General features: G+C 71.5%; 23 protein-coding genes. 10 read left to right on the top strand and 13 right to left on the bottom strand.

What is annotated here, in order from left to right:
- The first annotated feature begins 364 nt into the window (after positions 1-364).
- Both leuA and ELY19_RS09350 read left to right on the top strand, forming a co-directional pair.
- On the top strand, positions 365-2,233 hold the full coding sequence (gene leuA, locus ELY19_RS09355; protein WP_126195948.1) for a 2-isopropylmalate synthase: 1,869 nt from the start codon (positions 365-367) through the stop codon (positions 2,231-2,233).
- Between the two features lie 47 nt (positions 2,234-2,280).
- Entirely contained in the window at positions 2,281-2,964 is a 684-nt protein-coding gene (locus ELY19_RS09350; RefSeq protein WP_232015606.1) for a polysaccharide deacetylase family protein, read from the top strand.
- Here the strand turns inward: ELY19_RS09350 and ELY19_RS09345 are convergent.
- Positions 2,922-3,857: a DMT family transporter gene (locus tag ELY19_RS09345; protein WP_416222736.1), complete on the bottom strand. Its 936-nt coding sequence runs from the start codon at positions 3,855-3,857 to the stop codon at positions 2,922-2,924. The two genes, ELY19_RS09350 and ELY19_RS09345, sit on opposite strands and share 43 nt — an antisense overlap.
- 40 nt (positions 3,858-3,897) lie before the next feature.
- On the opposite strand from ELY19_RS09345, the gene ELY19_RS09340 reads away from it, so the two are divergent.
- Positions 3,898-5,310: an aminotransferase-like domain-containing protein gene (locus tag ELY19_RS09340; protein ID WP_126195945.1), complete on the top strand. Its 1,413-nt coding sequence runs from the start codon at positions 3,898-3,900 to the stop codon at positions 5,308-5,310.
- On the opposite strand, the gene ELY19_RS09335 is transcribed toward ELY19_RS09340, so the two are convergent.
- The 3 genes from ELY19_RS09335 to ELY19_RS09325 form a co-directional block, all read right to left on the bottom strand.
- The gene (locus ELY19_RS09335; protein ID WP_126195944.1) at positions 5,294-6,460 is read right to left on the bottom strand and encodes a globin domain-containing protein; all 1,167 of its coding nucleotides are present in this window, start codon (positions 6,458-6,460) and stop codon (positions 5,294-5,296) included. The two genes, ELY19_RS09340 and ELY19_RS09335, sit on opposite strands and share 17 nt — an antisense overlap.
- Positions 6,461-6,557: 97 nt before the next feature.
- On the bottom strand, positions 6,558-7,364 hold the full coding sequence (locus tag ELY19_RS09330; protein ID WP_126195943.1) for an SDR family oxidoreductase: 807 nt from the start codon (positions 7,362-7,364) through the stop codon (positions 6,558-6,560).
- Entirely contained in the window at positions 7,361-9,076 is a 1,716-nt protein-coding gene (locus ELY19_RS09325) for an FAD-binding dehydrogenase (RefSeq protein ID WP_227966687.1), read from the bottom strand. Before ELY19_RS09325 ends, ELY19_RS09330 begins: the two co-directional genes overlap by 4 nt.
- An 88-nt stretch (positions 9,077-9,164) precedes the next feature.
- Here ELY19_RS09325 and ELY19_RS09320 point away from each other — a divergent pair, with 88 nt between their 5' ends.
- On the top strand, positions 9,165-9,746 hold the full coding sequence (locus tag ELY19_RS09320; RefSeq protein WP_126195942.1) for a TetR/AcrR family transcriptional regulator: 582 nt from the start codon (positions 9,165-9,167) through the stop codon (positions 9,744-9,746).
- On the opposite strand, the gene ELY19_RS09315 is transcribed toward ELY19_RS09320, so the two are convergent.
- The gene (locus ELY19_RS09315; RefSeq protein ID WP_164711569.1) at positions 9,705-10,979 is read right to left on the bottom strand and encodes an MFS transporter; all 1,275 of its coding nucleotides are present in this window, start codon (positions 10,977-10,979) and stop codon (positions 9,705-9,707) included. The two genes, ELY19_RS09320 and ELY19_RS09315, sit on opposite strands and share 42 nt — an antisense overlap.
- 33 nt (positions 10,980-11,012) lie before the next feature.
- Entirely contained in the window at positions 11,013-11,903 is an 891-nt protein-coding gene (locus ELY19_RS09310; RefSeq protein ID WP_126195940.1) for a LysR family transcriptional regulator, read from the bottom strand.
- A gap of 72 nt (positions 11,904-11,975) precedes the next feature.
- On the opposite strand from ELY19_RS09310, the gene ELY19_RS09305 reads away from it, so the two are divergent.
- Entirely contained in the window at positions 11,976-12,971 is a 996-nt protein-coding gene (locus ELY19_RS09305; RefSeq protein WP_126195939.1) for an EamA family transporter, read from the top strand.
- On the opposite strand, the gene ELY19_RS09300 is transcribed toward ELY19_RS09305, so the two are convergent.
- A complete protein-coding gene (locus ELY19_RS09300) occupies positions 12,858-13,604 on the bottom strand; it encodes a class I SAM-dependent methyltransferase (protein WP_126195938.1) in 747 nt (248 codons plus the stop codon). The two genes, ELY19_RS09305 and ELY19_RS09300, sit on opposite strands and share 114 nt — an antisense overlap.
- 38 nt (positions 13,605-13,642) lie before the next feature.
- Here ELY19_RS09300 and ELY19_RS09295 point away from each other — a divergent pair, with 38 nt between their 5' ends.
- The 4 genes from ELY19_RS09295 (at position 13,643) to ELY19_RS09280 (ending at position 16,671) form a co-directional block, all read left to right on the top strand.
- Positions 13,643-14,890: a Mur ligase family protein gene (locus ELY19_RS09295; RefSeq protein ID WP_126195937.1), complete on the top strand. Its 1,248-nt coding sequence runs from the start codon at positions 13,643-13,645 to the stop codon at positions 14,888-14,890.
- A gap of 26 nt (positions 14,891-14,916) precedes the next feature.
- A complete protein-coding gene (locus ELY19_RS09290) occupies positions 14,917-15,624 on the top strand; it encodes a type 1 glutamine amidotransferase (RefSeq protein WP_126198768.1) in 708 nt (235 codons plus the stop codon).
- Positions 15,625-15,985: 361 nt separating this feature from the next.
- Entirely contained in the window at positions 15,986-16,267 is a 282-nt protein-coding gene (locus ELY19_RS09285) for a type II toxin-antitoxin system Phd/YefM family antitoxin (protein ID WP_126195936.1), read from the top strand.
- Between the two features lie 5 nt (positions 16,268-16,272).
- Positions 16,273-16,671: a type II toxin-antitoxin system VapC family toxin gene (locus ELY19_RS09280; RefSeq protein WP_164711568.1), complete on the top strand. Its 399-nt coding sequence runs from the start codon at positions 16,273-16,275 to the stop codon at positions 16,669-16,671.
- Here ELY19_RS09280 and ELY19_RS09275 read toward each other — a convergent pair whose 3' ends face one another.
- From ELY19_RS09275 to ELY19_RS09250, 6 genes are read right to left on the bottom strand one after another with little or no spacing between them, the layout of a single operon-like run.
- Entirely contained in the window at positions 16,672-17,196 is a 525-nt protein-coding gene (locus ELY19_RS09275; RefSeq protein WP_126195934.1) for a methylated-DNA--[protein]-cysteine S-methyltransferase, read from the bottom strand.
- 1 nt (position 17,197) lies between these two features.
- Positions 17,198-17,686, bottom strand: coding sequence for an SRPBCC family protein (locus ELY19_RS09270; protein WP_126195933.1), 489 nt, complete (start codon positions 17,684-17,686; stop codon positions 17,198-17,200).
- Between the two features lie 9 nt (positions 17,687-17,695).
- Complete coding sequence (locus ELY19_RS09265) at positions 17,696-18,292, bottom strand: DinB family protein (protein WP_227966685.1); 597 nt, start codon at positions 18,290-18,292, stop codon at positions 17,696-17,698.
- A 32-nt stretch (positions 18,293-18,324) separates the two neighbouring features.
- The gene (locus tag ELY19_RS09260) at positions 18,325-18,873 is read right to left on the bottom strand and encodes a uridine kinase family protein (protein ID WP_126195932.1); all 549 of its coding nucleotides are present in this window, start codon (positions 18,871-18,873) and stop codon (positions 18,325-18,327) included.
- A gap of 3 nt (positions 18,874-18,876) precedes the next feature.
- On the bottom strand, positions 18,877-19,530 hold the full coding sequence (gene recR, locus ELY19_RS09255) for a recombination mediator RecR (protein WP_126195931.1): 654 nt from the start codon (positions 19,528-19,530) through the stop codon (positions 18,877-18,879).
- Between the two features lie 10 nt (positions 19,531-19,540).
- Positions 19,541-19,831 (bottom strand): YbaB/EbfC family nucleoid-associated protein, encoded by a 291-nt coding sequence (locus ELY19_RS09250; RefSeq protein WP_227967301.1) that lies wholly within the window; start codon positions 19,829-19,831, stop codon positions 19,541-19,543.
- A 111-nt stretch (positions 19,832-19,942) separates the two neighbouring features.
- Here ELY19_RS09250 and ELY19_RS09245 point away from each other — a divergent pair, with 111 nt between their 5' ends.
- Positions 19,943-20,767 (top strand): Rv3717 family N-acetylmuramoyl-L-alanine amidase, encoded by an 825-nt coding sequence (locus ELY19_RS09245; RefSeq protein ID WP_126195929.1) that lies wholly within the window; start codon positions 19,943-19,945, stop codon positions 20,765-20,767.
- The last annotated feature ends 25 nt before the right edge of the window (positions 20,768-20,792 follow it).

Here is a 20,792-nt window from a genome sequence, read left to right as displayed (position 1 = left end):
CACGGAAGCCGCGATACCCAGAATTGGATTCATGATCCGACATTCTTGACGGCGAGCGCCGCCCGGAAGTCAACAGAACGTGTTCCACGTCACACCCCGTTCGGGCGTGCGGCGCCCGGCCCGCCCGCCCGCGTCGGACCGCGATCCCCCGTCCCGCGCCCCGCCGTCCGGACATGCGCTACATTCGAGTCGTGCAGTGGCGCGCTCTTCTCCTCGGTTGCCGCGGCGGGGTCTGATCCAGACCGGCTCCCCGTCGCGGGTTGGAGCCGTGCGATCACGGCAGCGCCGGTCGAGTCCTCCCGGCCCGTGCCGGACCCACGTCCCTGCCCTTCGCGGGGGAAGACCGAGAAAGTAACCTCGACCCATGAGCCCTGCAGCCGATTCCTACACCTCCGGCGTTTCGAAGATCACCGCTCCCGCCGGCCCCCGTAACCCGGGTCAGCCCGCGTGGAACCAGCAGCGCGGAAGCGCCATGCCCGCCCATCGTTACCGCTCCTTCGGCGACGAGGTCGAGCACATCTCGCTCCCCGACCGCACCTGGCCCGACAAGGTGGCGACCACCGCGCCCCTGTGGTGTGCCGTGGACCTGCGCGACGGCAACCAGGCCCTCATCGACCCCATGAGCCCGGCCCGCAAGCGCCGCATGTTCGACCTGCTGGTCCGTATGGGCTACAAGGAGATCGAGGTCGGCTTCCCGTCCGCCAGCCAGACGGACTACGACTTCGTCCGCGAGATCATCGAGGACGGCGCCATCCCGGACGACGTCACGATCCAGGTGCTGGTGCAGTGCCGCGACGAGCTGATCGAGCGCACCTTCGAGGCCTGCCAGGGCGCGAAGAACGTGATCGTGCACTTCTACAACTCGACCTCGGTCCTGCAGCGCCGCGTGGTCTTCCGCGCGGACAAGGCGGCGATCAAGAAGATCGCCACCGACGCCGCGCACAAGGTACTCGAGGAGCAGCAGAAGTACCCGGACACGAACTGGCGCTACGAGTACTCGCCCGAGTCCTACACCGGCACCGAGCTCTCCTTCGCCAAGGAGGTCTGCGACGCGGTCACGGAGATCATCGCGCCGACGCCCGAGAACCCGATGATCCTGAACCTGCCCGCCACCGTCGAGATGGCGACGCCGAACGTGTACGCCGACTCGATCGAGTGGATGAGCCGCAACCTGGCTCGCCGCGACAGCGTCATCCTGTCGCTGCACCCGCACAACGACCGCGGCGAGGGCGTCGCGGCGGCCGAGCTGGGCTACCTCGCCGGCGCCGACCGCATCGAGGGCTGCCTGTTCGGCAACGGCGAGCGCACCGGCAACGTCTGCCTGGTGACGCTGGGGCTGAACCTGTACAGCCGCGGCATCGATCCGCAGATCAGCTTCTCGGACATCGACGAGATCCGGCGCACCGTCGAGTACTGCAACCAGCTGCCCGTCCCCGAGCGGCACCCCTACGGCGGCGACCTGGTGTACACCGCGTTCTCCGGCAGCCACCAGGACGCGATCAACAAGGGCCTGGATCAGATGAAGATCGACGCCGACGACGCCGACAAGGACGTCGACGACATCGTGTGGCAGGTGCCCTACCTGCCGATCGACCCCAAGGACGTGGGCCGCAACTACGAGGCCGTGATCCGCGTCAACAGCCAGTCCGGCAAGGGCGGCGTCGCGTACATCATGAAGGCCGATCACGGCCTGCAGCTGCCGCGTCGCCTGCAGATCGAGTTCAGCCAGTCGGTGCAGAAGATCACCGACGGCGAGGGTGGCGAGGTCACGCCCAAGGAGATGTGGGACGTCTTCGCCGGCGAGTACATCGACCCGATCCTGCCGCTGGAGCGCATGCGCCAGAAGGTGACCGCCTCCGAGGTCGACGGTGGCGTCGACCGCATCGATGCGGTGGTCAAGGTCGACGGCAAGGAGCAGGAGATCTCGGGCGAGGGCAACGGCCCGCTCGCCGCCTTCGTCGACGCGATCAGCACCGTCGGCTTCGAGGTCCGGGTGCTGGACTACAGCGAGCACGCCCTCTCCGCGGGTGACGACGCGCAGGCCGCGGCCTACGTCGAGGCCATCGTCCGCGTGGGCGACGAGGACCGCACGGTGTGGGGCGTCGGCATCGCCCCGTCGATCACCACGGCCTCGCTGCGCGCCGTGGTCTCCGCGGTCAACCGCGCCAACGGCAGCCGCCGCGCCGCGGAGGAGGCCGTCGGCGAGGCCTCGACGCGGACCTGGGCGCCGTAACCGTCCGGGTGCGGGTCGTCCGCAGACGCCTGATCATCACGGCGGCCGTGCTCCTGTGCACGGTCGCCGTGCTGTACGGCCTCCTGCAGGTGAGCAAGTCGCGTTCGTTCCAGCTCTTCGGCGACCTCGTGGACCGCGTGGACACCACGGAGCGCGTCGTGGCGCTCACCTTCGACGACGCTCCGACCAACGCCACCGGGGAGGTGCTGGACACGCTCCGGCTCCACGCCGTGAAGGGGACGTTCTACGCGCTCGGGTCCGAGCTCGAACGCTCGCCCGAGCTCGGACGGCGCATCGTCGCCGAAGGCCATGAACTGGGCAACCACACGTTCAGCCATCGGCGGATGGTCGGGACCAACGAGACGCCGGGCTTCGTCCGCACCGAACTCGACCGCACCGACGCGCTGATCCGGGCCACCGGGTACACCGGCCCGATCACCTTCCGCCCGCCCTACGGCAAGAAGCTCCTGGTCCTACCGTGGGAGCTCTCCCGTCGCGGCGTGACGACGGTGACCTGGGACGTCGAGCCCGATACCTTCCGTGCGGGCGACGCCGGCGGCATCGAACGGTACACCGTCGAGCGCACGCGACCCGGATCGATCGTGCTGCTGCACCCCTTCTGCGCGGACGAGTGCCGGGCCGACCGCGAGGCGTTGCCACGGATCATCGAGCGACTGCGTGCGGACGGCTACCGCTTCGTCACGGTCCAGGAGTTGCTGGCGCTCCGATGATCCCGTCGGGGTCGCGCCCGCGTGCGCACCGCGAGAGCCGCCGCCGCGATGACGGCGAAGCCGCCGAGCACCGTCGACCAGCCGATCGGCTCACCGAGCAGAATTGCCGCCCAGGCGATCCCGAACACCGGCTGCGCCAGCTGGACCTGGCTCACCGAGGCCATCGGGCCGATCGCGAGACCGCGGTACCAGGCGAAGAAGCCGAGGAACATGCTGACCACGCCGAGGTACGCGAAGGACCACCAGCCGGGAGCGGTGCCGCTCATGCCGTCGCGGGCCCCGAGCGCGGTCAGCGCGAGCATGATCGGCGCGGCCACGACGAGCGCCCAGGAGATCGTCTGCCACGCACCGAGTTCCCGCGAGAGCAATCCACCCTCCGCGTAGCCGATCGCGGCAGCGATCACGGCACCGAACAGCAGCAGGTCGGACGGACCGAGCGCGCCCACTCCTCCGCCCTGCAGCGCGGCGAAGGCCACGGCGCACGCGGCCCCCACGGCCGCCGCCGACCAGAAGGCCGACGGCGGCCGCTCCCCCGAACGCCACACGGCGGCGACCGCGGTCGCCGCCGGTAGCACGGCGATGACGACGGCGCCGTGGGACGCCGACGAGGTGGTGAGCGCGAACGACGTGAGGACGGGGAAGCCGATCACGACACCGAGCGCGACGACGGCGACCCTGAGCCACTGTCGGCCCCGCGGGGGCGCCTGTCGGGTCACGACGAGGGCGGTCGCTGCGAGCAGGGCGGCGATGACGGCACGGCCGGCGCCGACGAACAGGGGCGGGAGCCCGCCGTCGCCGACGGCGACGCGGGTGAGGGGCACCGTGAACGAGAAGGCGACGACCCCGAGCAGGCCCCAGAACAGGCCGGACCTCGCGAACGACGAGGGCGGTATCACCGCCGGGCGACGGAGAGTAGCGCTATCATTGTATTTCATGTCCAACGATAGCAGTAGCTCTCGGGTGGCGGCAGCCCTGCGAGGCTGGATCGCCGCGGCTCCCCCGGGTTCCAAGCTGCCGTCGACCCGTGCGCTGGTCGCCGAACACCGCGTCAGCCCGGTCACGGTCCAGCAGGCGCTGCGCAGCCTGACCGCTCTCGGAGAGATCGAAACGCGCCCCGGCATAGGCACCTTCACCCGAGCGGAGCGCTCAGCTCGCCCCGCCGACCTGGGCTGGCAGACGGCGGCGCTGGGCGCTTCCGGTCGCCGCACGACGGCCACGCCCACGGCCCTGTGCCCGTCGGACGGCGACGCCATCGGCCTGCACTCGGGCTATCCCGCGCGCGAGCTGCTACCGGAAAGACTGGTGCGCCAGGCGCTGGCCCGGGCCTCACGCGGAGAGGCGCTCCTGGGGCGCCCGCCCGTGGCGGGACTCCCGGAACTGCGGTCCTGGTTCGCCGGCGAACTGGCCACGCTCACCCCGGCGGATGTCGGCCCCGTGGGGGCGCGCGATGTGGTGGTGACGCCGGGCAGTCAGGGCGCGCTGCTCACCGCCTTCCGCGCGCTCGTCGGTGCGGGACGCCCGCTCGTGGTGGAGTCCCCCACCTACTGGGGCGCGATCCTCGCTGCGGAGCAGGCCGGGGTCCACCCGGTACCGGTCCCGAGCGGACCGTCGGGCCCCGATCCGGAGGTCGTGCGGCGCGTGCTCGAGGAGACCGGGGCCCGGGCCTTCTACGCCCAGCCGGCGTTCGCGAGCCCGACAGGGGCGCTCTGGGACGCCGACCGCGGCTCCGCGATCCTCGACGCGGTCCGTGAAGCCGGTGCCTTCCTCATCGAGGACGACTACGCGCACGACTTCGGCATCGACGCGACGCCGGTTCCCCTCGCCACGCGCGACGACGCCGGTCACGTGGTGTACGTCCGTTCCCTCAGCAAGAGCGTCGCACCCGCGGTCCGGGTGGCCGCGGTCATCGCGCGCGGCCCGGCGCGGGACCGGATCCTCGCCGACACCCAGGCGGACGCCATGTACGTCAGCGGCGCCCTGCAGTCGGTCGCCCTCGACGTGGTGACCGCGCCGGCATGGCGCACGCACGTGCGGCGGCTCGGCCGCCGGCTCGGCGACCGACGCGACCTGCTGGTCCGCTCGTTGCGCGAGCACGCGCCCGCGGTCGCCGTGGACGCGGTGCCGCGGGGCGGCCTCGCGCTGTGGGCGCGGCTCCCTGCCGAGGTGGACCTCGGCGCCGTCGTCGATCGGTGCCGGCGCGACGGGCTGATCGTGGGCCCCGGCGACGAGTGGTTCCCCGCGGAACCGACGGGCAACCATCTTCGGCTCGCCTACGCCGGCCCGCAGCCCGAACGGTTCCCCGAGGCCGCGGCGATCCTGCAGAACGCGATCACACGGACGGCGTGAACGCCTCGAACCACACTCGTTCGCGCGGGAGGCCCGCTCCTTCGAGCTGTTCGGCCGCGCCGGTCATGAACGGCAGCGGACCGCACAGGTAGGCGTGGGCGTCCGGCGGAATGGGGAGGCCCCTCAGGTCGATCCGTCCGCGGGACTCCCCCGCGCCCAGCGGGTACCCGTCCGGCACCTCGTCGTACCAGGTGTGCAGGGCGGCCCCCGGAATCCGACCGACGAGTTCGGTCAGCTCGGCCCGGTGCGCGTGGGTCGCGCGCGTGCGGTCGGCGTGAGCCACGATCACCCGCCGGGCACCGCCCTCCTCCGCGAGGTGGTGGAGCATGCCGAGGACGGGTGTGATCCCGATGCCGGCCGAGGCCAGCACCAGCGGGGTGTCGGGATCGCTGTCGAGCACGATGTCTCCGAAGGGCGGCGATACCTGCAGTTCCGCGCCCTCGAACGCGTACTCGTGCAGATGGGACGAGACCTCACCGTCGCGGCGCACGCCGATCCGCCACCGCCCCTCACCCCCGCCGGATAGGCTGTACTGCCGGATCTGGCGCGCACCGTCGGGCAGCCGGACCGCGACCGAGACGTACTGCCCGGGGAGGAATCCCGGCAGTGGGACACCGTGCGGATCGGCGAGTACGAAGGCCACGGTGTGCGGGGTCTCCTGCCGGCGCTCGGCCACGACGACGGTGCGCCAGACGGTGTCCGGGGTCACCGCTGCCGCGGAGTACAACCCCTTCTCCCGCGCGATCAGCTCGTCGGCGAGCTCCCAGTACAGCGCCGTCCACGCCTCCGCCACCGGGGGCGTGACGGCGTCGCCGAGCACCTGCGCGATCGCTGCGAACAGGTGCTCGTACACCACCGGGTACTGGTCCGGGGCCACCCCGAGCGAGGCGTGCTTGTTCGCGACCCGGTCGAGCATCGATCGCGCCGAGAACCGGTCGTCGACGACGGCGGTGGCGTACATCGCGATCGACGCCGCCAGCGATCTCTGCTGGGCACCGACGGCCTGATTGCCCCGGTTGAACAGGTCGCGTTCCAGGTCCGGATGCGCCTCGAACAGGCGGCGGTAGAAGATCGGCGTGATCTCGTCGATCGCTGCGCCCACGGCGGGCAGCGAGTCGCGGACGACGGCGAGGTGGGCGTCGGTGAGCATGGGGCATCAGTCCTCGGGCAGCGGGAGTGTTCAACTACGACGCTATGTAGTAGTTGGGCTTGCCGCCAGGGACGGATGTCCCGATCACCCGGGACGTCTACCGCTTGAGCCCGTGCTTCCGCGCGACGATGCCGGACACCACCTCGACCGGCACGAGGCGCTTGAGCAGGAAGACCAGCGGCGCATTGCTTCCCACCGCGTAGAACTCGCGCGGCCGGTCGGCTTCGATCGCCTTCACGATCACCTCCGCCACCTGCGCCGGCGTGATGCCCGACCGCTCGTTGGCGTCGAGGTTCTCGATCATCGTGTCGAAGTCGGCGCGGTACACGGAATCGTCGGCGACGTACTTCGTGCGGCGCTCGCCGATGCCGGTGGCGATGGAGCCCGGCTCCACGGTGGAGACCCACACGCCGAACGGCGAGAGCTCCTGGCGCGCCGCCGAGGCGAATCCCTTCAGCGCGGCCTTTGCCGCCACGTAGGACCCGCGGTAGGCGAGCGGGAAGCTGGCGAGCATCGATCCCACCATCACCACCCGGCCGTAGCGCCGCTCCCGCATCGCGGGCAACAGACGCTGCGTCAACTGCACCGCTCCGAAGACGTTGGTCTGGAACAGCCGGTCGACGGCGTCGGCGGGGAGTTCCTCGAGGGGCCCGGACTGGCTCTCGCCCGCGTTGTTCACCACGACCTCGACAGCGCCGGCGGCCGCTGCGCACGCGGCCACCGACTCGCGGTCCGCCAGATCCAGGGCCAGGTACTCGACGCCGGGGATCCGCTTGTCCGCGGCGACGGCGCCGGGATTGCGACTGGTGCCGAGCACGCGATAGCCCTTCTGCGCCAGCAGCTTCGCCGTCTCGTAGCCGATACCGGAGGTGGCTCCGGTCACCAATGCCGTACGTGCGCTCATGCCCGTGGACCTCCGTGTCGATCGCTCGTCGCCGCGGCCGCGGCGCGGCCCGCCGTCATCCCCGAGAAGATGCACCCGCCGAGGAAGGTGCCCTCCAGCGCGTTGTAGCCGTGCACCCCGCCACCGCCGAACCCCGCGACCTCGCCCGCGGCGTACAGGCCGGGGACCGGCGCACCGTCGGCCCCCAGGACCCGCGCCGAGAGGTCGGTCTCGAGCCCGCCGAGGGTCTTGCGGGACAGGATGTTCAGGCGCACCGCGATGAGCGGACCGTGCTCGGGGTCGAGGATGCGATGGGGCTTCGCGACGCGCACCACCTTGTCGCCGAGGTAGTTCCGCGCGTTGTGCATCGCCTGGAGCTGCGCGTCCTTACTGAACGCGTTAGCGGTCTCGCGGTCGCGCGCCTCGATCTGGGTGCGCAGGCGTTCGAGGTCGATGTGCCCACCGCGCCCTATCCGGTTCATCCCGGCGACCAGCTCCTCGAGGGTGTCGGCGACGACGAAGTCCTCGCCGTGCTGCTTGAAGGCCTCGACGGGACCGGGCGCGCCCTTCGATTTCACCCGCCCCAGAGCGAGTTTCAGGTCCTTCTCGGTGATGTCCGGGTTCTGCTCCGAGCCGGAGAGCGCGAACTCCTTCTCGATGATCGTCTCGGTGAGTACGAACCAGGAGTAGTCGTACCCGGTGTCGAGGATCGCCTTCATCGTCGAATTGGTATCGAAGCCGGGGAAGTTCGGGGCGGCGAAGCGGTTGCCGTCCGCGTCGAACCACAGCGACGACGGTCCGGGAATGATGCGGATGGCGTGATCGGGCCAGATCGGATCCCAATTGTGGATGCCCTCGGTGTAGGCCCATACCCGGTCGCGGTTCACGATGCTGGCACCGGCCGCCTCGGAGATCGCCAGCATGCGGCCGTCCACGTGCGCGGGAACACCGGCGATCATGTGCTTCGGGAAGGGACCGAGCCGTTCGGTGGGCCAGTACGTGCGCATGAGATCGAAGTTGTGGCCGATCCCGCCGGAGGTGACGAGCACCGTCGGGGCACGGAACTCGAACTCGCCCCGCACGTCGCGGGGGCTCGCCACGCCGCGGTCGAGGTCGGTGGGTTCGAGGACGGCTCCCCGGACTCCGGCGACGGCACCGCCCTCCTCGGTGATGAGCTCGTCGACACGGTGCCGGAACGCGAAGCGCACCAGGCCCCGCTTCTCCGCGCGTTCGACGGGCTCACGGAAGACCCGGACGACCTCGGGGCCCGTCCCCCAGGTCAGGTGGAAGCGGGGCACCGAGTTGCCGTGCGCGTCCGCCGCGCCGCCGCCGCGCTCGGCCCACCCGACCACGGGCGTGAACCCGAGGCCGAGCCGCCGCAGGTAGTCACGCTTGCGGTGGGTCGCGAACTCGACGTAGGCCCGGGCCCACCGCCGGGGCCAGTGATCCTGGTCCTCGCGGTCGAAGGCCGCCGAGCCCTGCCAGTCCTGCCACGCGAGCTCGAAGGAGTCCTTGATACCGAGACGGCGCTGTTCCGGCGAGTCCACGAGGAACAGGCCACCGAGACTCCAGAACGCCTGTCCGCCGAGGTTGTTGCGGTTCTCCTGGTCCAGGATCAGCACACGCCGCCCCGCGCGTGACAGTTCGTACGCGGCCACCAGGCCCGCGAGTCCCGCACCGACGACGATCGCGTCCGGCTCGAACTCCGCGATCGGCGATCGTTCCTCGGTCACGCCGCCTCCTCGATAAATAGACTGAGTGGTCTAGTTATCGCTATCCTTGCACGGGGCACCGGAACGGTCAACGGATTCGAGGTGGAACGTGGCGAAGGGCGAGCGCACCCGCGCGCGGACCGTCGAGAAGTTCCTCGACGCCGGGCTGGCGGTCTTCGCGGAGCGCGGCTTCCACGCCGCCTCGATGGACGAGATCTGCGCCCGCGCCGAGCTCTCCCGCGGCGCCTTCTACTCGAACTTCTCCGGCAAGGAAGCGCTGTTCCTCGCCCTGTTCGACCGGCACGCCGAGGACCGGATCGGCCGGATCACGGCCGTGATCGACGGGGCCGACTCGCTCGACGCGGCCATCGCCGGCGCTGCGCGCGCAGCAGCCCACGACGACCCCGACGAGCGCCGGTGGGCGCTGCTGTCCACGGAGTTCACCATCTATGCGGCGCGTGATCGCGACGCCGCTCGTCGCCTCACGGACCGGGATGTCGTCCTCCGCGAACGGCTCGCCGCCGCCCTCGCCCGCTTCGTCGGGCCGGCCGACGCCACCGCGCTCGCCCGGTACGCGATCGCGCTGTACGAGGGCGTCCAGCTGACCCACCTCGTCGACCGCGACTCCGACGCCGCGCGCGACCTGCTCCTACGGTTCCTGCCGGCCGGCCTGCACACCGTCGCGCACTGAGGGCGGCCGCGACACGGTGCGGTCGGCGCCCGCGACGAGCCCGCACAGCAGCAGGGGCACGAGCAGGACCAGGAGACTGACCAGCGGGAGGGTCCAGTCGCCCCGCACACCGTGCAGGACGCCCATGAGCATCGGGCCCCACGCGGCGAGCAGGTAACCGACGGTCTGCGACATCGCCGACAGCGAGACCGCCTCGGCGGTGGTGGCGGCACGCAGGTTCATCATCGTCACGGCGAACGAGATCATCGCGCCGAGCCCGAATCCGACGAAGGCGTTCGCGATCCACGCGCCGAGGCCGTCGCCGAAGGCGAGGACTCCGATCACCCCGACGGCCTGGAGCCCGACCGCGACCACCGCGACGATCCGCTGCTCGCGGCGTCGCGCGGCCCACTGCGGGAACGTCAGCGCGGTCACCACGCTGAGCAGCCCGCCGATCGCGAGCATCGCCCCACCCGTCTCGGCCGACAGCCCGCGGTCGCGGTAGATCGTGGGGATCCATCCGATGAGGGCGTAGGCCTGGAGGGACTGGAGCCCCATGAACCCGGTGACGGCCCAGGCGACGGGGCTGCGCAGCACCGAGCGGGCGGCGCCGCGGCCGGCGGCACCGTCGTCCGCGGCCGCGCCCCGGTGGAATCGGAGGTAGCGCACCGTGACCACGGCCAGCAGCGCGGTTGCGAGGAGGGCGGGGATCGCCCACAGGGCGAGCGAACCGCGCCAATTGCCGCCGAGCACCGTCGCGCCGGGCACCGTGAGCGCGGAGGCGAAGCCGGTGGAGAGGCAGACCATCGAGGTGAACAGGCCCGTCATCAGGCCGATCCGGTGCGGGAAGAAGATCCGCACGAGGACGGGGCCGAGCACGTTCCCGAGCGCGATCCCCGCGCCCGCGAGCATCGTGCCACCGAGCAGCACGGCCCAGCTCGGCGCGATCCGGACCGCGCTTCCGATCGCGATCATGGCGACGGCGACGGTGGCCACCACGACGGCGGTGTATCGGCGGGCGAGGCGCGGCGCAGCGGCCGAGAACAGGCCGAGGCAGAGCACCGGGCCGGTGGTGAGCAGGGCGACCTCGGCGCCACTCAGGCCGTAGGCGTCGCGGATCTCCTCGAGTACCGCCGAGGCGCTCCCGAAGATCAACCGCAGGCAGATGCCCATGGTCACCAGGGCGGCGGCGCAGGTCAGGGCGCCGACGGCTCGGAGCGGGGCGGGGACGGGGTCGTTCGGGCGCGACGTCATCACTGAAATCATGGGATGAATCGGCGCCGACCGTCAACTCACTGCGGCGACCTCCTCGTCGAGGGCGCGGAGCACCGCGGCGATCGCGGGCCGGCGGTCGGCCCCGGGCCGCGTCGCCACCTCGAGGATGCGGGCGGCGAGCACGCCGACGATCTCCAGGCTGCGCACGCCGGGATGCGTCACCGCGTGGCGCGCGACGAGCGCCACCCCGAGGCCGGCCGCGACCATCGCCTGGATCGTGTGGAAGTCGTTGATCCGCTGGACGACCCGCGGCTGCACACCGGTGATCGTCGCGAGAGAGCGGAGGACGTCGTCGACGGGGAAGCCGTCGCGGACGCTGATCCAGTCCAGGTCGGCAAGCTGCGATGCGGCGACCCGGCCGGCGTCGGCGAGCGGGTGGTCGACGGGCACCACCACGTCGATCGGCTCGCGCATGAGCACGCGGGAGGCGATGCGCGGGCCGCCCAGCGGCGCCGCGCGCTCGTCGCGGTGCGCGACCACGACGTCGGCGTCCGCGAGCATCGCCGGCAGCTCGGTGCCCGGCAGGTCGGCGTCGGCGGCGGCCACCTGGACACCCGCCGCCGCGGTGCGGCGCAGGACGCCGGGCAACAGCAGTTCGGCCGCCGAGGGGAACAGGGTCAGCCTGACCACGCCGATCGGCGTCGACCGGTAGCGGTCCATCTCCGCGCGGGCCCGGTCCAACTCGCCGAGGACGGATTCCGCGCGCACCACCAGCGCCAGCCCGGCGTCGGTGAGGCGCACCCGCCGCCCGTCGGGCTCGAGCAGGTCGACGCCCGCTTCCCGCGCGAGCACCTTGAGCTGCTGCGACACGGCCGACGGCGTCATGTCCATCGCCCGGGCGGTCGCCGCGACCGTCCCGCGGTCGGCGAGCTCGCGCAGGATCCGGAGACGGTGCACATCCATGTAGTCAAGCTACATGGACGGTCAAGAAGTATTCGATTGTCCTTCCGTTCATGGCACGGGAAAGTGGAGGACATGAGCCCCCGCCACCGCCTCGTCGCCCTCACCGTCGTCGTGCTCTGGGGACTGAACTTCCTCGCCATCCGCTACGGCCTCAACTACTTCCCGCCGCTCTTCCTGGGCGCACTCCGGTTCCTCGTGCTGGCGATCCCGGTGCTGCTCTTCGTGCGCCCGCCGAAGGGGCCGGCGAAGTGGCTGCTGCTCTACGGCATCGGCTCGGGCACCTTCCAGTTCGGCCTGCTGTTCACGGCTATGCACATCGGCATGCCCACCGGCCTGGCCTCGCTGGTCCTGCAGTCCTCGGCGCCCTTCACCGTGCTCCTCGGCGCCGTCCTCCTGCACGAGAAGCTCACGGTCCGGCAGGTCGCGGGGATCGGCATCGCCGTCGTCGGCATGGGGCTGATCATCGCCGACCGCGCGGACGCCGCTGCCGGGGTCGGTGTGCTCGGCGTGATCCTCACCCTGCTCGGCGGCCTCAGCTGGGCGTTCGGCAACATCGGGCAGCGGCTGGCGGCACCGTCGGAGCCCTTCCGCTTCACCCTGTGGATGTCCGTGATCCCGCCCCTGCCGATGCTGGCGCTCAGCGCCGCGTTCGAGGGGCCCACCACGGGCTGGAAGGCCCTGGCCCACAGCCTCGACGGTGCCGACGGCCGCCTCGCGCTCCTCGGCGTCGCGTACATCGCGATCCTCAGCACCGTCGTCGGATACGGGCTGTGGGGCGGGTTGATGGCCCGCTACCCCGCGTCGACGGTCGCACCCGCAACGCTGCTGGTGCCGGTCGTCGGGATCGCCGCGAGCGCGGTGGTGCTCGGCGAGCACCCGACGATGCTCGCGCTCGCGGGCGCGGCGATCGTGATCACCGGCTGCCTGCTGGGGATGCTGCGCAGGCCCACGCCGCTACCGCTCGGCGATGAGGGCGGTGGTGCCGGCCGCGAGCTCGACGTCGCCGTCGCCGATGACCTCGGCGAGCGCGGCGCGCAGCGCGACCCGGCGGTCGTCCGGCAGGGTTGAGTGGCCCGAGTAGGTGAAGACCAGGTCCAGCCACCGGTCCCGCTCCTGCGTCTCGGTCCAGGAGTCCTCCCGCTCGCTCACCGTGAATCCGGCCGCCTCGAATCGGCCCCGCAGCTCGGCCATCCGGTACATCTGGTCGTGCGCGGTGCCCGCGCCCGCAGCCTCGACGTTGACGTAGTCATCGCTCGCGGCCCGCAGGTCGTCGTTCGACGGCGTGGTCGGCCGCAGCTTGTTCCAGAGCAACACGACGCGGCCGCCGGGGTTGAGCAGGCCCGCGAGGCGTGGGACCGCCGTGTCGGCGTCGACCCAGTGCCACGACTGACCGAAGGTCACGAGGTCGAAGGTGCGGCCGCGCGCCTCCCACTCCTCGAAGGTGGCGACCTCGGCGGGGACGCCGGAGGCGCGCGCCACGGCGGCCATCGCACCGTCGGGCTCCACGGCGAGCACCTCCAGCCCGCGGTCCCGCAGCTGCCGGGCGAGGATGCCCGTCCCTGCACCGACGTCGAGGGCGGTGCCGCCGGCCGCGATCGCGTCGAGCGTGACATCGCTGTAGCGCGGCCGGAGCCGGTCGTAGTCGTGCGCGATCGCACCGAAGGAGAGAGCGCGGCGCCGATCTTCATGGAGTTCGGGCATGAATCCAGGGTAGGGCGTGGTGGCCTATCCTGGAGCGCATGCCCGGACTCCCCCTCCGCGCCCGCGCGGCGCTGCTCGCCGCCCGATCCGCAGCCTGGGCGTCGCAGCGCGCCGGGCGCGGCAAGGGCTCGATGATCGGCGGCCTCGTGGCCCTCAAGATCGAGCCGAACCTCATGTCCCGGCTCGCCGCGGGCAAGCGCACCGTGGTCGTGACCGGCACCAACGGCAAGTCCACCACGACCCGGATGACCGCCGCCGCCCTCGGCACGCTCGGCCGCGAGGTCGCCACGCAGGCCGACGGGGCCAACATGGACGCCGGCATCGTCGCCACGCTCACCGCGCACCTGAAAGCCCCGCTCGCGGCGCTCGAGGTCGACGAGCTGCACGTCCCCCACGTCCTGGACGCGACGGACGCCGAGGCCCTGGTACTGCTGAACCTGTCCCGGGACCAGCTGGACCGCGTCGGCGAGATCAACGCCATCGAGCGCCGCCTGCGCGCGGGCGTCGAGGCGCACCCAGAGCTCACCGTGGTCGCGAACTGCGACGACGTGCTCGTGACCTCGGTTGCCTACGACGCGAAGAACGTCGTCTGGGTCGCCGCCGGCGCGGGCTGGACCAGCGACTCCACATCGTGCCCGCGCTCGGGCGAGCCCATCGTCCGCGACGGCGCGCACTGGTATTCGACGGGGACCGACTTCTCCCGCCCGGAGCCGGACTGGTGGGTGGACGACGAGAACATCCACGGGCCCGACGGCTTCGTCGCGCCGCTCACCCTGCGCCTGCCGGGCCGGGCCAACCGCGGCAACGCCGCGCAGGCCGTGGCGGCGGCCGTCGCGATGGGCGCCGATCCGCACGCCGCGGTCGAGGCGGTCGGCACCGTCGGCGAGGTCGCCGGACGGTACGGAGTCGTCACCGTCGGCGAGCACACCGTGCGGATGCTGCTCGCGAAGAATCCGGCCGGCTGGCAGGAGGCCATGTCGATGATCGACGGCACTGCCGAGGGTCTGGTCATCGCCGTGAACGGGCAGGTCCCCGACGGCGAGGACCTCTCCTGGCTGTGGGACGTGCAGTTCGAGCGGTTCGAGAACGGCAAGGTCGTGGCGTCGGGCGAGCGCGGCGCCGACCTGGCGGTGCGCCTGACCTACGCCGGCGCCGAGCACTCCCTGGTGGCCGACCCGGTGGCCGCGATCGCCTCGTGCCCGCCCGGACGGGTGGAGGTGCTCGCGAACTACACCGCGTTCCGCGACCTCAACACGGCCCTGTCGAAGCGAGGTGCGGCGCAGTGATCGACTTCTCCGGATCCGAGGCCCGGATCACCGAATCGACCCTGGTCATCGGGCTCGTGCTGCCCGACGTGATGGGCACCTACGGCGACGGCGGCAACGCCCTCGTGCTGCGCCAGCGCGCGCGGCTCCGGGGCATCGACGCCGAGGTCCTGCCGATCACGCTGGCCGATCCGGTGCCCGCGACCTGCGACATCTACACCCTGGGCGGCGCGGAGGACTACGCGCAGCGCCTCGCGACCCGGCACCTCACCCAGTACCCGGGCATGCAGGAGGCCGCCGGTCGCGGCGCTCCCGTGCTGGCGATCTGCGCCGCGATCCAGGTGCTCGGCCACTGGTACGAGACCTCCGAGGGCGAGCGCGTGGACGGCATCTCGCTGTTCGACCTCACCACCACCCCTCAGGCGACCCGCTCGATCGGCGAGATCGAGGGCGTGCCGCTGATCGACGGGCTCACCCAGCCGCTCACCGGATTCGAGAACCACCGCGGCGGTTCGGCTCTCGGCCCGGACGCCGCGCCGCTGCAGCGCGTGGTCCGGGGCACCGGCAACGGCGCGGGTGCCGCGGTCGACGGTGTCGTCCAGGGCAGCGTGCTCGGCACGTACATGCACGGCCCCGCGCTCGCCCGGAACCCGGAGTTGGCCGACTACCTCCTCGCCCGCGCGACCGGGCGCTCGCTCGAGCCGCTGGACCTGCCGGACGTCGAGCTGTTGCGGCGCGAGCGCCTGCGGAAGTAGGACCGCCGGGGCTGTCCGGGTGCACGCGGTCGGCCCGGCCCGCGGAGCGGTGTCTCTCCGCGCGGAGCCATGCGTGCGACGCATGGCTTCGTTCGCCCAGTTCAGCGGGCACTTGCGGAACGCAGGCCATGCGCAGGCCATACGCAGGACGCATGCCTCCGTCACCCGCAGTAGGCACAGCAAACAACCGCGGGACGCGCGGAAGAAGCGGAATCGCGGAGCACCGACGCCACGGCGTAACCGCATCCCGGTCGAGCAGCCCGAAGTGCGTATCGAGGCAGCCAACCCGACTCCGGCGTCGGGCCCATCGCGATAAGAACGGCGCGGCATGAGTAGCACATCAAGTGCTACCGTCGATCGCATGGAGCAGATCGGGGTCCGGGAGCTGCGGCAACACGCGTCGAAGTACCTCGCCCGCGTGGAGGCGGGCGAGGAGATCGAGGTGACCAACCATGGAAGGCTCGTCGCCCGGCTGGTCCCGGTCAACGAGAAGGAACGTCAGTTCCGCGAGTTGGTCGCGGCGGGCAAGATCAAGCCCGCCAAGCACCCGTTCGATCTCGAGAAGCTCGTCGCGATGCGGAGGCCACTGAAGCCTGGTGAAAAGTCATTGACTCAGATCCTGCTGGAGATGCGGGAAGAATGATCTACATGGACACCTCGGCGTTGACCAAACTCATCATCGCCGAGCAGGAATCGGACGCGCTCACGGTCTGGGTTGCAGAGCAGGCCGAAGCGCACGAAACGTTGACGACCAGCGACGTCGGCCGCATCGAGCTGATGCGCACGGCTGCGCGCCGCGACGACGACGAGATTTTCGACCACGCCAGATATGTCGCGAACTGGATCAACGGCGCCTCAGTGACTGAGGAGATCGTTGCCGGAGCCGAACACATCGGACCACCGAGTCTGCGATCGCTCGACGCGATTCATCTGGCGTCGGCCGTGAGCATCCGCGAGCTGGTCAGTGCGTTCGTCAGCTACGACAAGCGACTGCTCGATGCCGCACGAGCGGAAGGGCTGCCGGTCGTGTCACCGGGCGCGGCGTAGTCACCAGAGCCCCAGAACCGCCTGCTCCGTCGCGAGGAGGCGCATCTTGGTCTCCACACCGCCGCCGGCGGAGAAGCCGCCGGTGCGGCCGTTCGCCGCGGTGACGCGGTGGCAGGGCACGACGGGAGGGAAGGGGTTCTCGCCCAACGCCCGACCGACGGCGCGGGCGGAGCCGGGAAGGCCCAACTCCGTGGCGATCTCGCCGTAGGTTCGAGTGGAGCCGGGCGGGATCCGGCGCGCGACGTCGTAGACGGCGCGCTGGAAGTCGGTGAGTCCCTGCATGTCCAGCGGCACCCAGGCGAGATCGTCGTCGAGGTTCGTTCCGTCGACCAGCGCCTGGATCGCGGCGACCACTCCTGCGACACCCGCCGGCGGCTCGGCGACCTGCGCACCGCCCGCCACGCGTTCGGCGGTCTCCGCATCGGTGGCCTCCGGCAGTTGGACCGCGGCGACGGCACCGTCGGCGCCCCAGGCGATCCCGCACCGCCCGACGGCGGTCTCGAACAGGGCGTACCCGACGGTCACGTCAGCCCGCCTCGCGGGCGATGAGGTCGAGGTTGGCCGCCATGTAATCGCGCCAGAGGCCGAGGCGGAAGTCGATGATCCGCGCCTCCTGTTCCGGGTGCTGCACGATGTACTCGCTGAGCGACGACGTTCCCGTTCCCGCGCGCGCCCACTGCCGGACCAGCGAGCCGCCCTCGGCGGGTTCGACCTCGAACCCCCAGGTGGCCAGAGGATCCTCGGCGGGGCCGACCCGCCAGACCCACCGCCGGCCGTCCTCGACCTCCGTGATCTCGGGCTCGGTGAACCACTCGCCGATCTCCGGATCCGCGTTGTGGCCGCGGAACCGCGCACCCACCGCAACGCCCGTCGCGCCGTCGAGCCATTCGACGCGCTGCAATTCCCCCGCCGCCCGCGTGGGGAGCGTGATGTCGGTGACGAGACGCCACGCCACCTCGGGCGGACAGGCGAGTCTCCGGGAGACCTCGATGGTCGGATGGTCGCGCAGGCGCATGGCTCGATCCTATTCCGCGGCGCGAGCGGCGGCCTCGACCTTCGCGCGGTGCGCGGTCCGATCGACGCCGTCGGGGAGGTTGCTGTTGCCGGCCTGCAACCCCGCGGCACCGTCGATCGCCTCGCGGAGGATGTCGGCCTGGCCTGCGTGCCGGTCGAGGTCGTAGAAGGTGTGCATCGCCAGCCGGTGCAGGGTGACCGACCTGCCACGCTCGCCCCACCACGGCACGGAGCCCGTCGCCGTGAGCGGGAGTCCGGCGAGGGTCGCCGTGGCGTGCGCGCGGGACCGGGTGAACAGGTCGACGATCGCTGCGGTCGGCTCGTCGGCGCGTACCCACAGGTCGTCGTCCGGGGCGTAGTCGGGCGCCTCCGGATCCGGGAGGTACGGATGGGTGAACGGCATGCCGAAGCAGCCACCGAGGTAGCCGGAGTCCACCATCGCGCAGTGTTTGACCAGACCGAGGAGGTTGGTGCCCGTGGGCGTGAGCGGGCGCCGCAGGTCGTACTCGCGGAGGCCCTCGAGTTTCCACAGCAGCGCGTCACGCGCCTGATCCAGGTAGTGCTGGAGGTCGGCCTTCATGCCGTCCTCGCCGGTCCGCGCGTCCATGCTCCGACGGTGCCACACGGCACCGACGGGTTCTAGGCGTCGACGCCCCGGGGTTCGACGACGGTGCAGCGCTCGCGCGTACCGTCGACCGCGAACCACCCGCGCTCGAACTCCTGCCACCGCACGAGCTCGGCCCGCGATTCCTCACCGTCGCGGGCGACGGCCCGCTCGAGCCGCTGCTCCGCGGTGCCACCGTCGAGCCAGAGCCCCAGGGATAGACGGTCGAAGAACGAGCGGCGTGCGCTGGAGACGCCCTCGATCACGATGAGCGAGGCCCGCGGGACGCGCAGCTCCTCCCCCGGGGTCGGCACGCCGTCGCGCCAGACCAGGGGGCGGTAGAAGGCGTCGCGCCCGCGTACCAGGGGATCGACCACCTCGGCGACGAGACGCGGCCACCACGAGACCGGATCGTCCCAGGTGGCGTAGTGGTCCGTGCGGACCAGGGCGACGCGAGCACCGTCGGCCCGGAGATCGCCGACGAGGTGTTGCGCGTACGTGGACTTGCCGGCCCCGGACGGCCCGTCGATAGCGACGATGCCTTCGGGCCCGCCCAGCCGGGCCAGCAGTTCGGGTGCCTCCATGCGTCACCCGCCCGCGGGCGGGAACTCCTCGAGCACCCGGGGCGGCTCGGCCAGCGAGCGACGGCCGCTCATCGCGCGGCCGAGAGTGAGCTCGTCGGCGAACTCGAGCTCGGCGCCCATCGGCAGGCCCGCGGCGGGGCGGGTCACCGTCAGGCCGGGGAAGTCCTTGAGCATCCGCACGAGGAACGCGGCGGTGGCCTCGCCCTCGGTGTTCGGATCGGTCGCGATGATCACCTCATCGACGTCGACCCCGTCGACCGATGTGCCGAGGCGGACGAGCAGCTCACGGATCCTCAGCTTGTCCGGGCCGACGGACTTGATGGGATTCAGTGCGCCCCCGAGGACGTGGTAGAGACCGCGGTACTCGCGCGTGCGCTCGACGGCCTGGACGTCCTTCGCCTCCTCGACCACGCAGATCTTGGAGGCGTCGCGCCGCGGATCGGAGCAGATCCGGCAGCGCGCCTCCGCGGAGACGTTGCCGCACACCTCGCAGTAGCGCACGTCGTTGCGCACGCGGGTGAGCGCGTTCGTGAGCCGATCGATGTCGGTGGGCTGCACCCCGAGGAGGTGGAAGGCGATGCGCTGGGCGCCGCGCGGCCCCACCCCCGGGAGCTTCGCCAACTCGTCGATCAGCTCCTGAACGGGTCCTTCGTACACGTGCCGACCGTCAGAAGGGCAGCCCGCCGGCCAGCGGACCCATCTTCTGCTGCGCGACGGCGGCGGTGTTCTCCGCGAGGTTCGCCAGGGCGCCCAGGACCAGGTCCTGCAGGGTCTCGACGTCCTCGGGGTCGACCACCTTGGGGTCGATGGTCACGGACTTCACCTGACCGTCGCCGGTGCCGGTGACCTTGACGAGGCCGCCGCCGGCCTCGCCGTCGACCGTCGTGACCGCGAGTTCCTGCTGGGCCGCCATGAGCTGCTGCTGCATCGCGCCGACCTGGGCCATCAGGTCTTCCATCGAGCCTCCGGGCTGCATGCTTCTCTCCCTACGCCGGTCCAAGGACCCGCTATGTCCGATTCGTGTTACTTGTGTTACCACTGTGCCGGTTGGGGCGGTACAGTGCGATTCGTGAAGAACCGCTGTTCCGCCCTCCTCGCCGCGGGCGTGCTCCCCGCACTGGTCGTCTCCGGCTGCACCATCGGTGACGCCGGACAGCAGCGGAACGCGGCCGCACCCTCCAGCCTATCGCCCGCCGGGCCCGCCCTCGTGAACAACGCGGCCCCGCTCGGCGCGGGCTCCCTCGCGGGCAAGAAGATCTTCGTCGATCCCGGCCACAACGGCGCGAACGACGCGTCGATCACCAAGCAGGTCCCGACGGGCCGCGGCGGCACCAAGCCGTGCCAGACCACCGGGACGACCAGCGTGAACGGCGTTCCCGAGCACACGTTCAACTACGCCGTGGCGTACAAGCTCTACCAGTCGCTGACCGCCGCGGGCGCGCAGGTGATGCTCTCGCGCAACGACGACACCTCGGTCGCGTCGTGCATCGACGCCCGCGCGGCCGCCGCGAATTCCTGGGGCGCCGACGCCGCGGTGAGCATCCACGCCGACGGTTCCGCCCCCGGTAACCGAGGGTTTCACGTGAATCTCTCCTCGCCGCCCCTCAACCCGGCGCAGCAGACCGCGAGCCCCGCGTACGCCGCGAAGGTGCGCGACGCGCTGGTCGCGGGCGGCTTCACGCCGGCCTCGTACATCGGCTCCGGCGGCCTCTACCCGCGCTCCGATCTCGCCGGGCTGAACCTCGCGACGGTGCCGTCGGTACTGGTCGAGGCGGGCAACCTCCGCGACGCGACCGAGGCGAGGGTGCTCGAATCCGCCGACGGCCAGCAGCGGCTCGCCGACGCGATCGCCGCCGGCATCAGCGCGTACCTGGGCTCGCCCACGACGCGGTAGCCGGAAGCACCCGGAGATTCCGCAC

The sequence above is a fragment of the Tsukamurella paurometabola genome, assembly GCF_900631615.1.
Taxonomy (GTDB): Bacteria; Actinomycetota; Actinomycetes; order Mycobacteriales; family Mycobacteriaceae; genus Tsukamurella; species Tsukamurella paurometabola_A.
The sequence above is the reverse complement of the archived record's forward strand: the minus strand, read 5'-3'. Positions and strand labels throughout refer to the sequence as shown.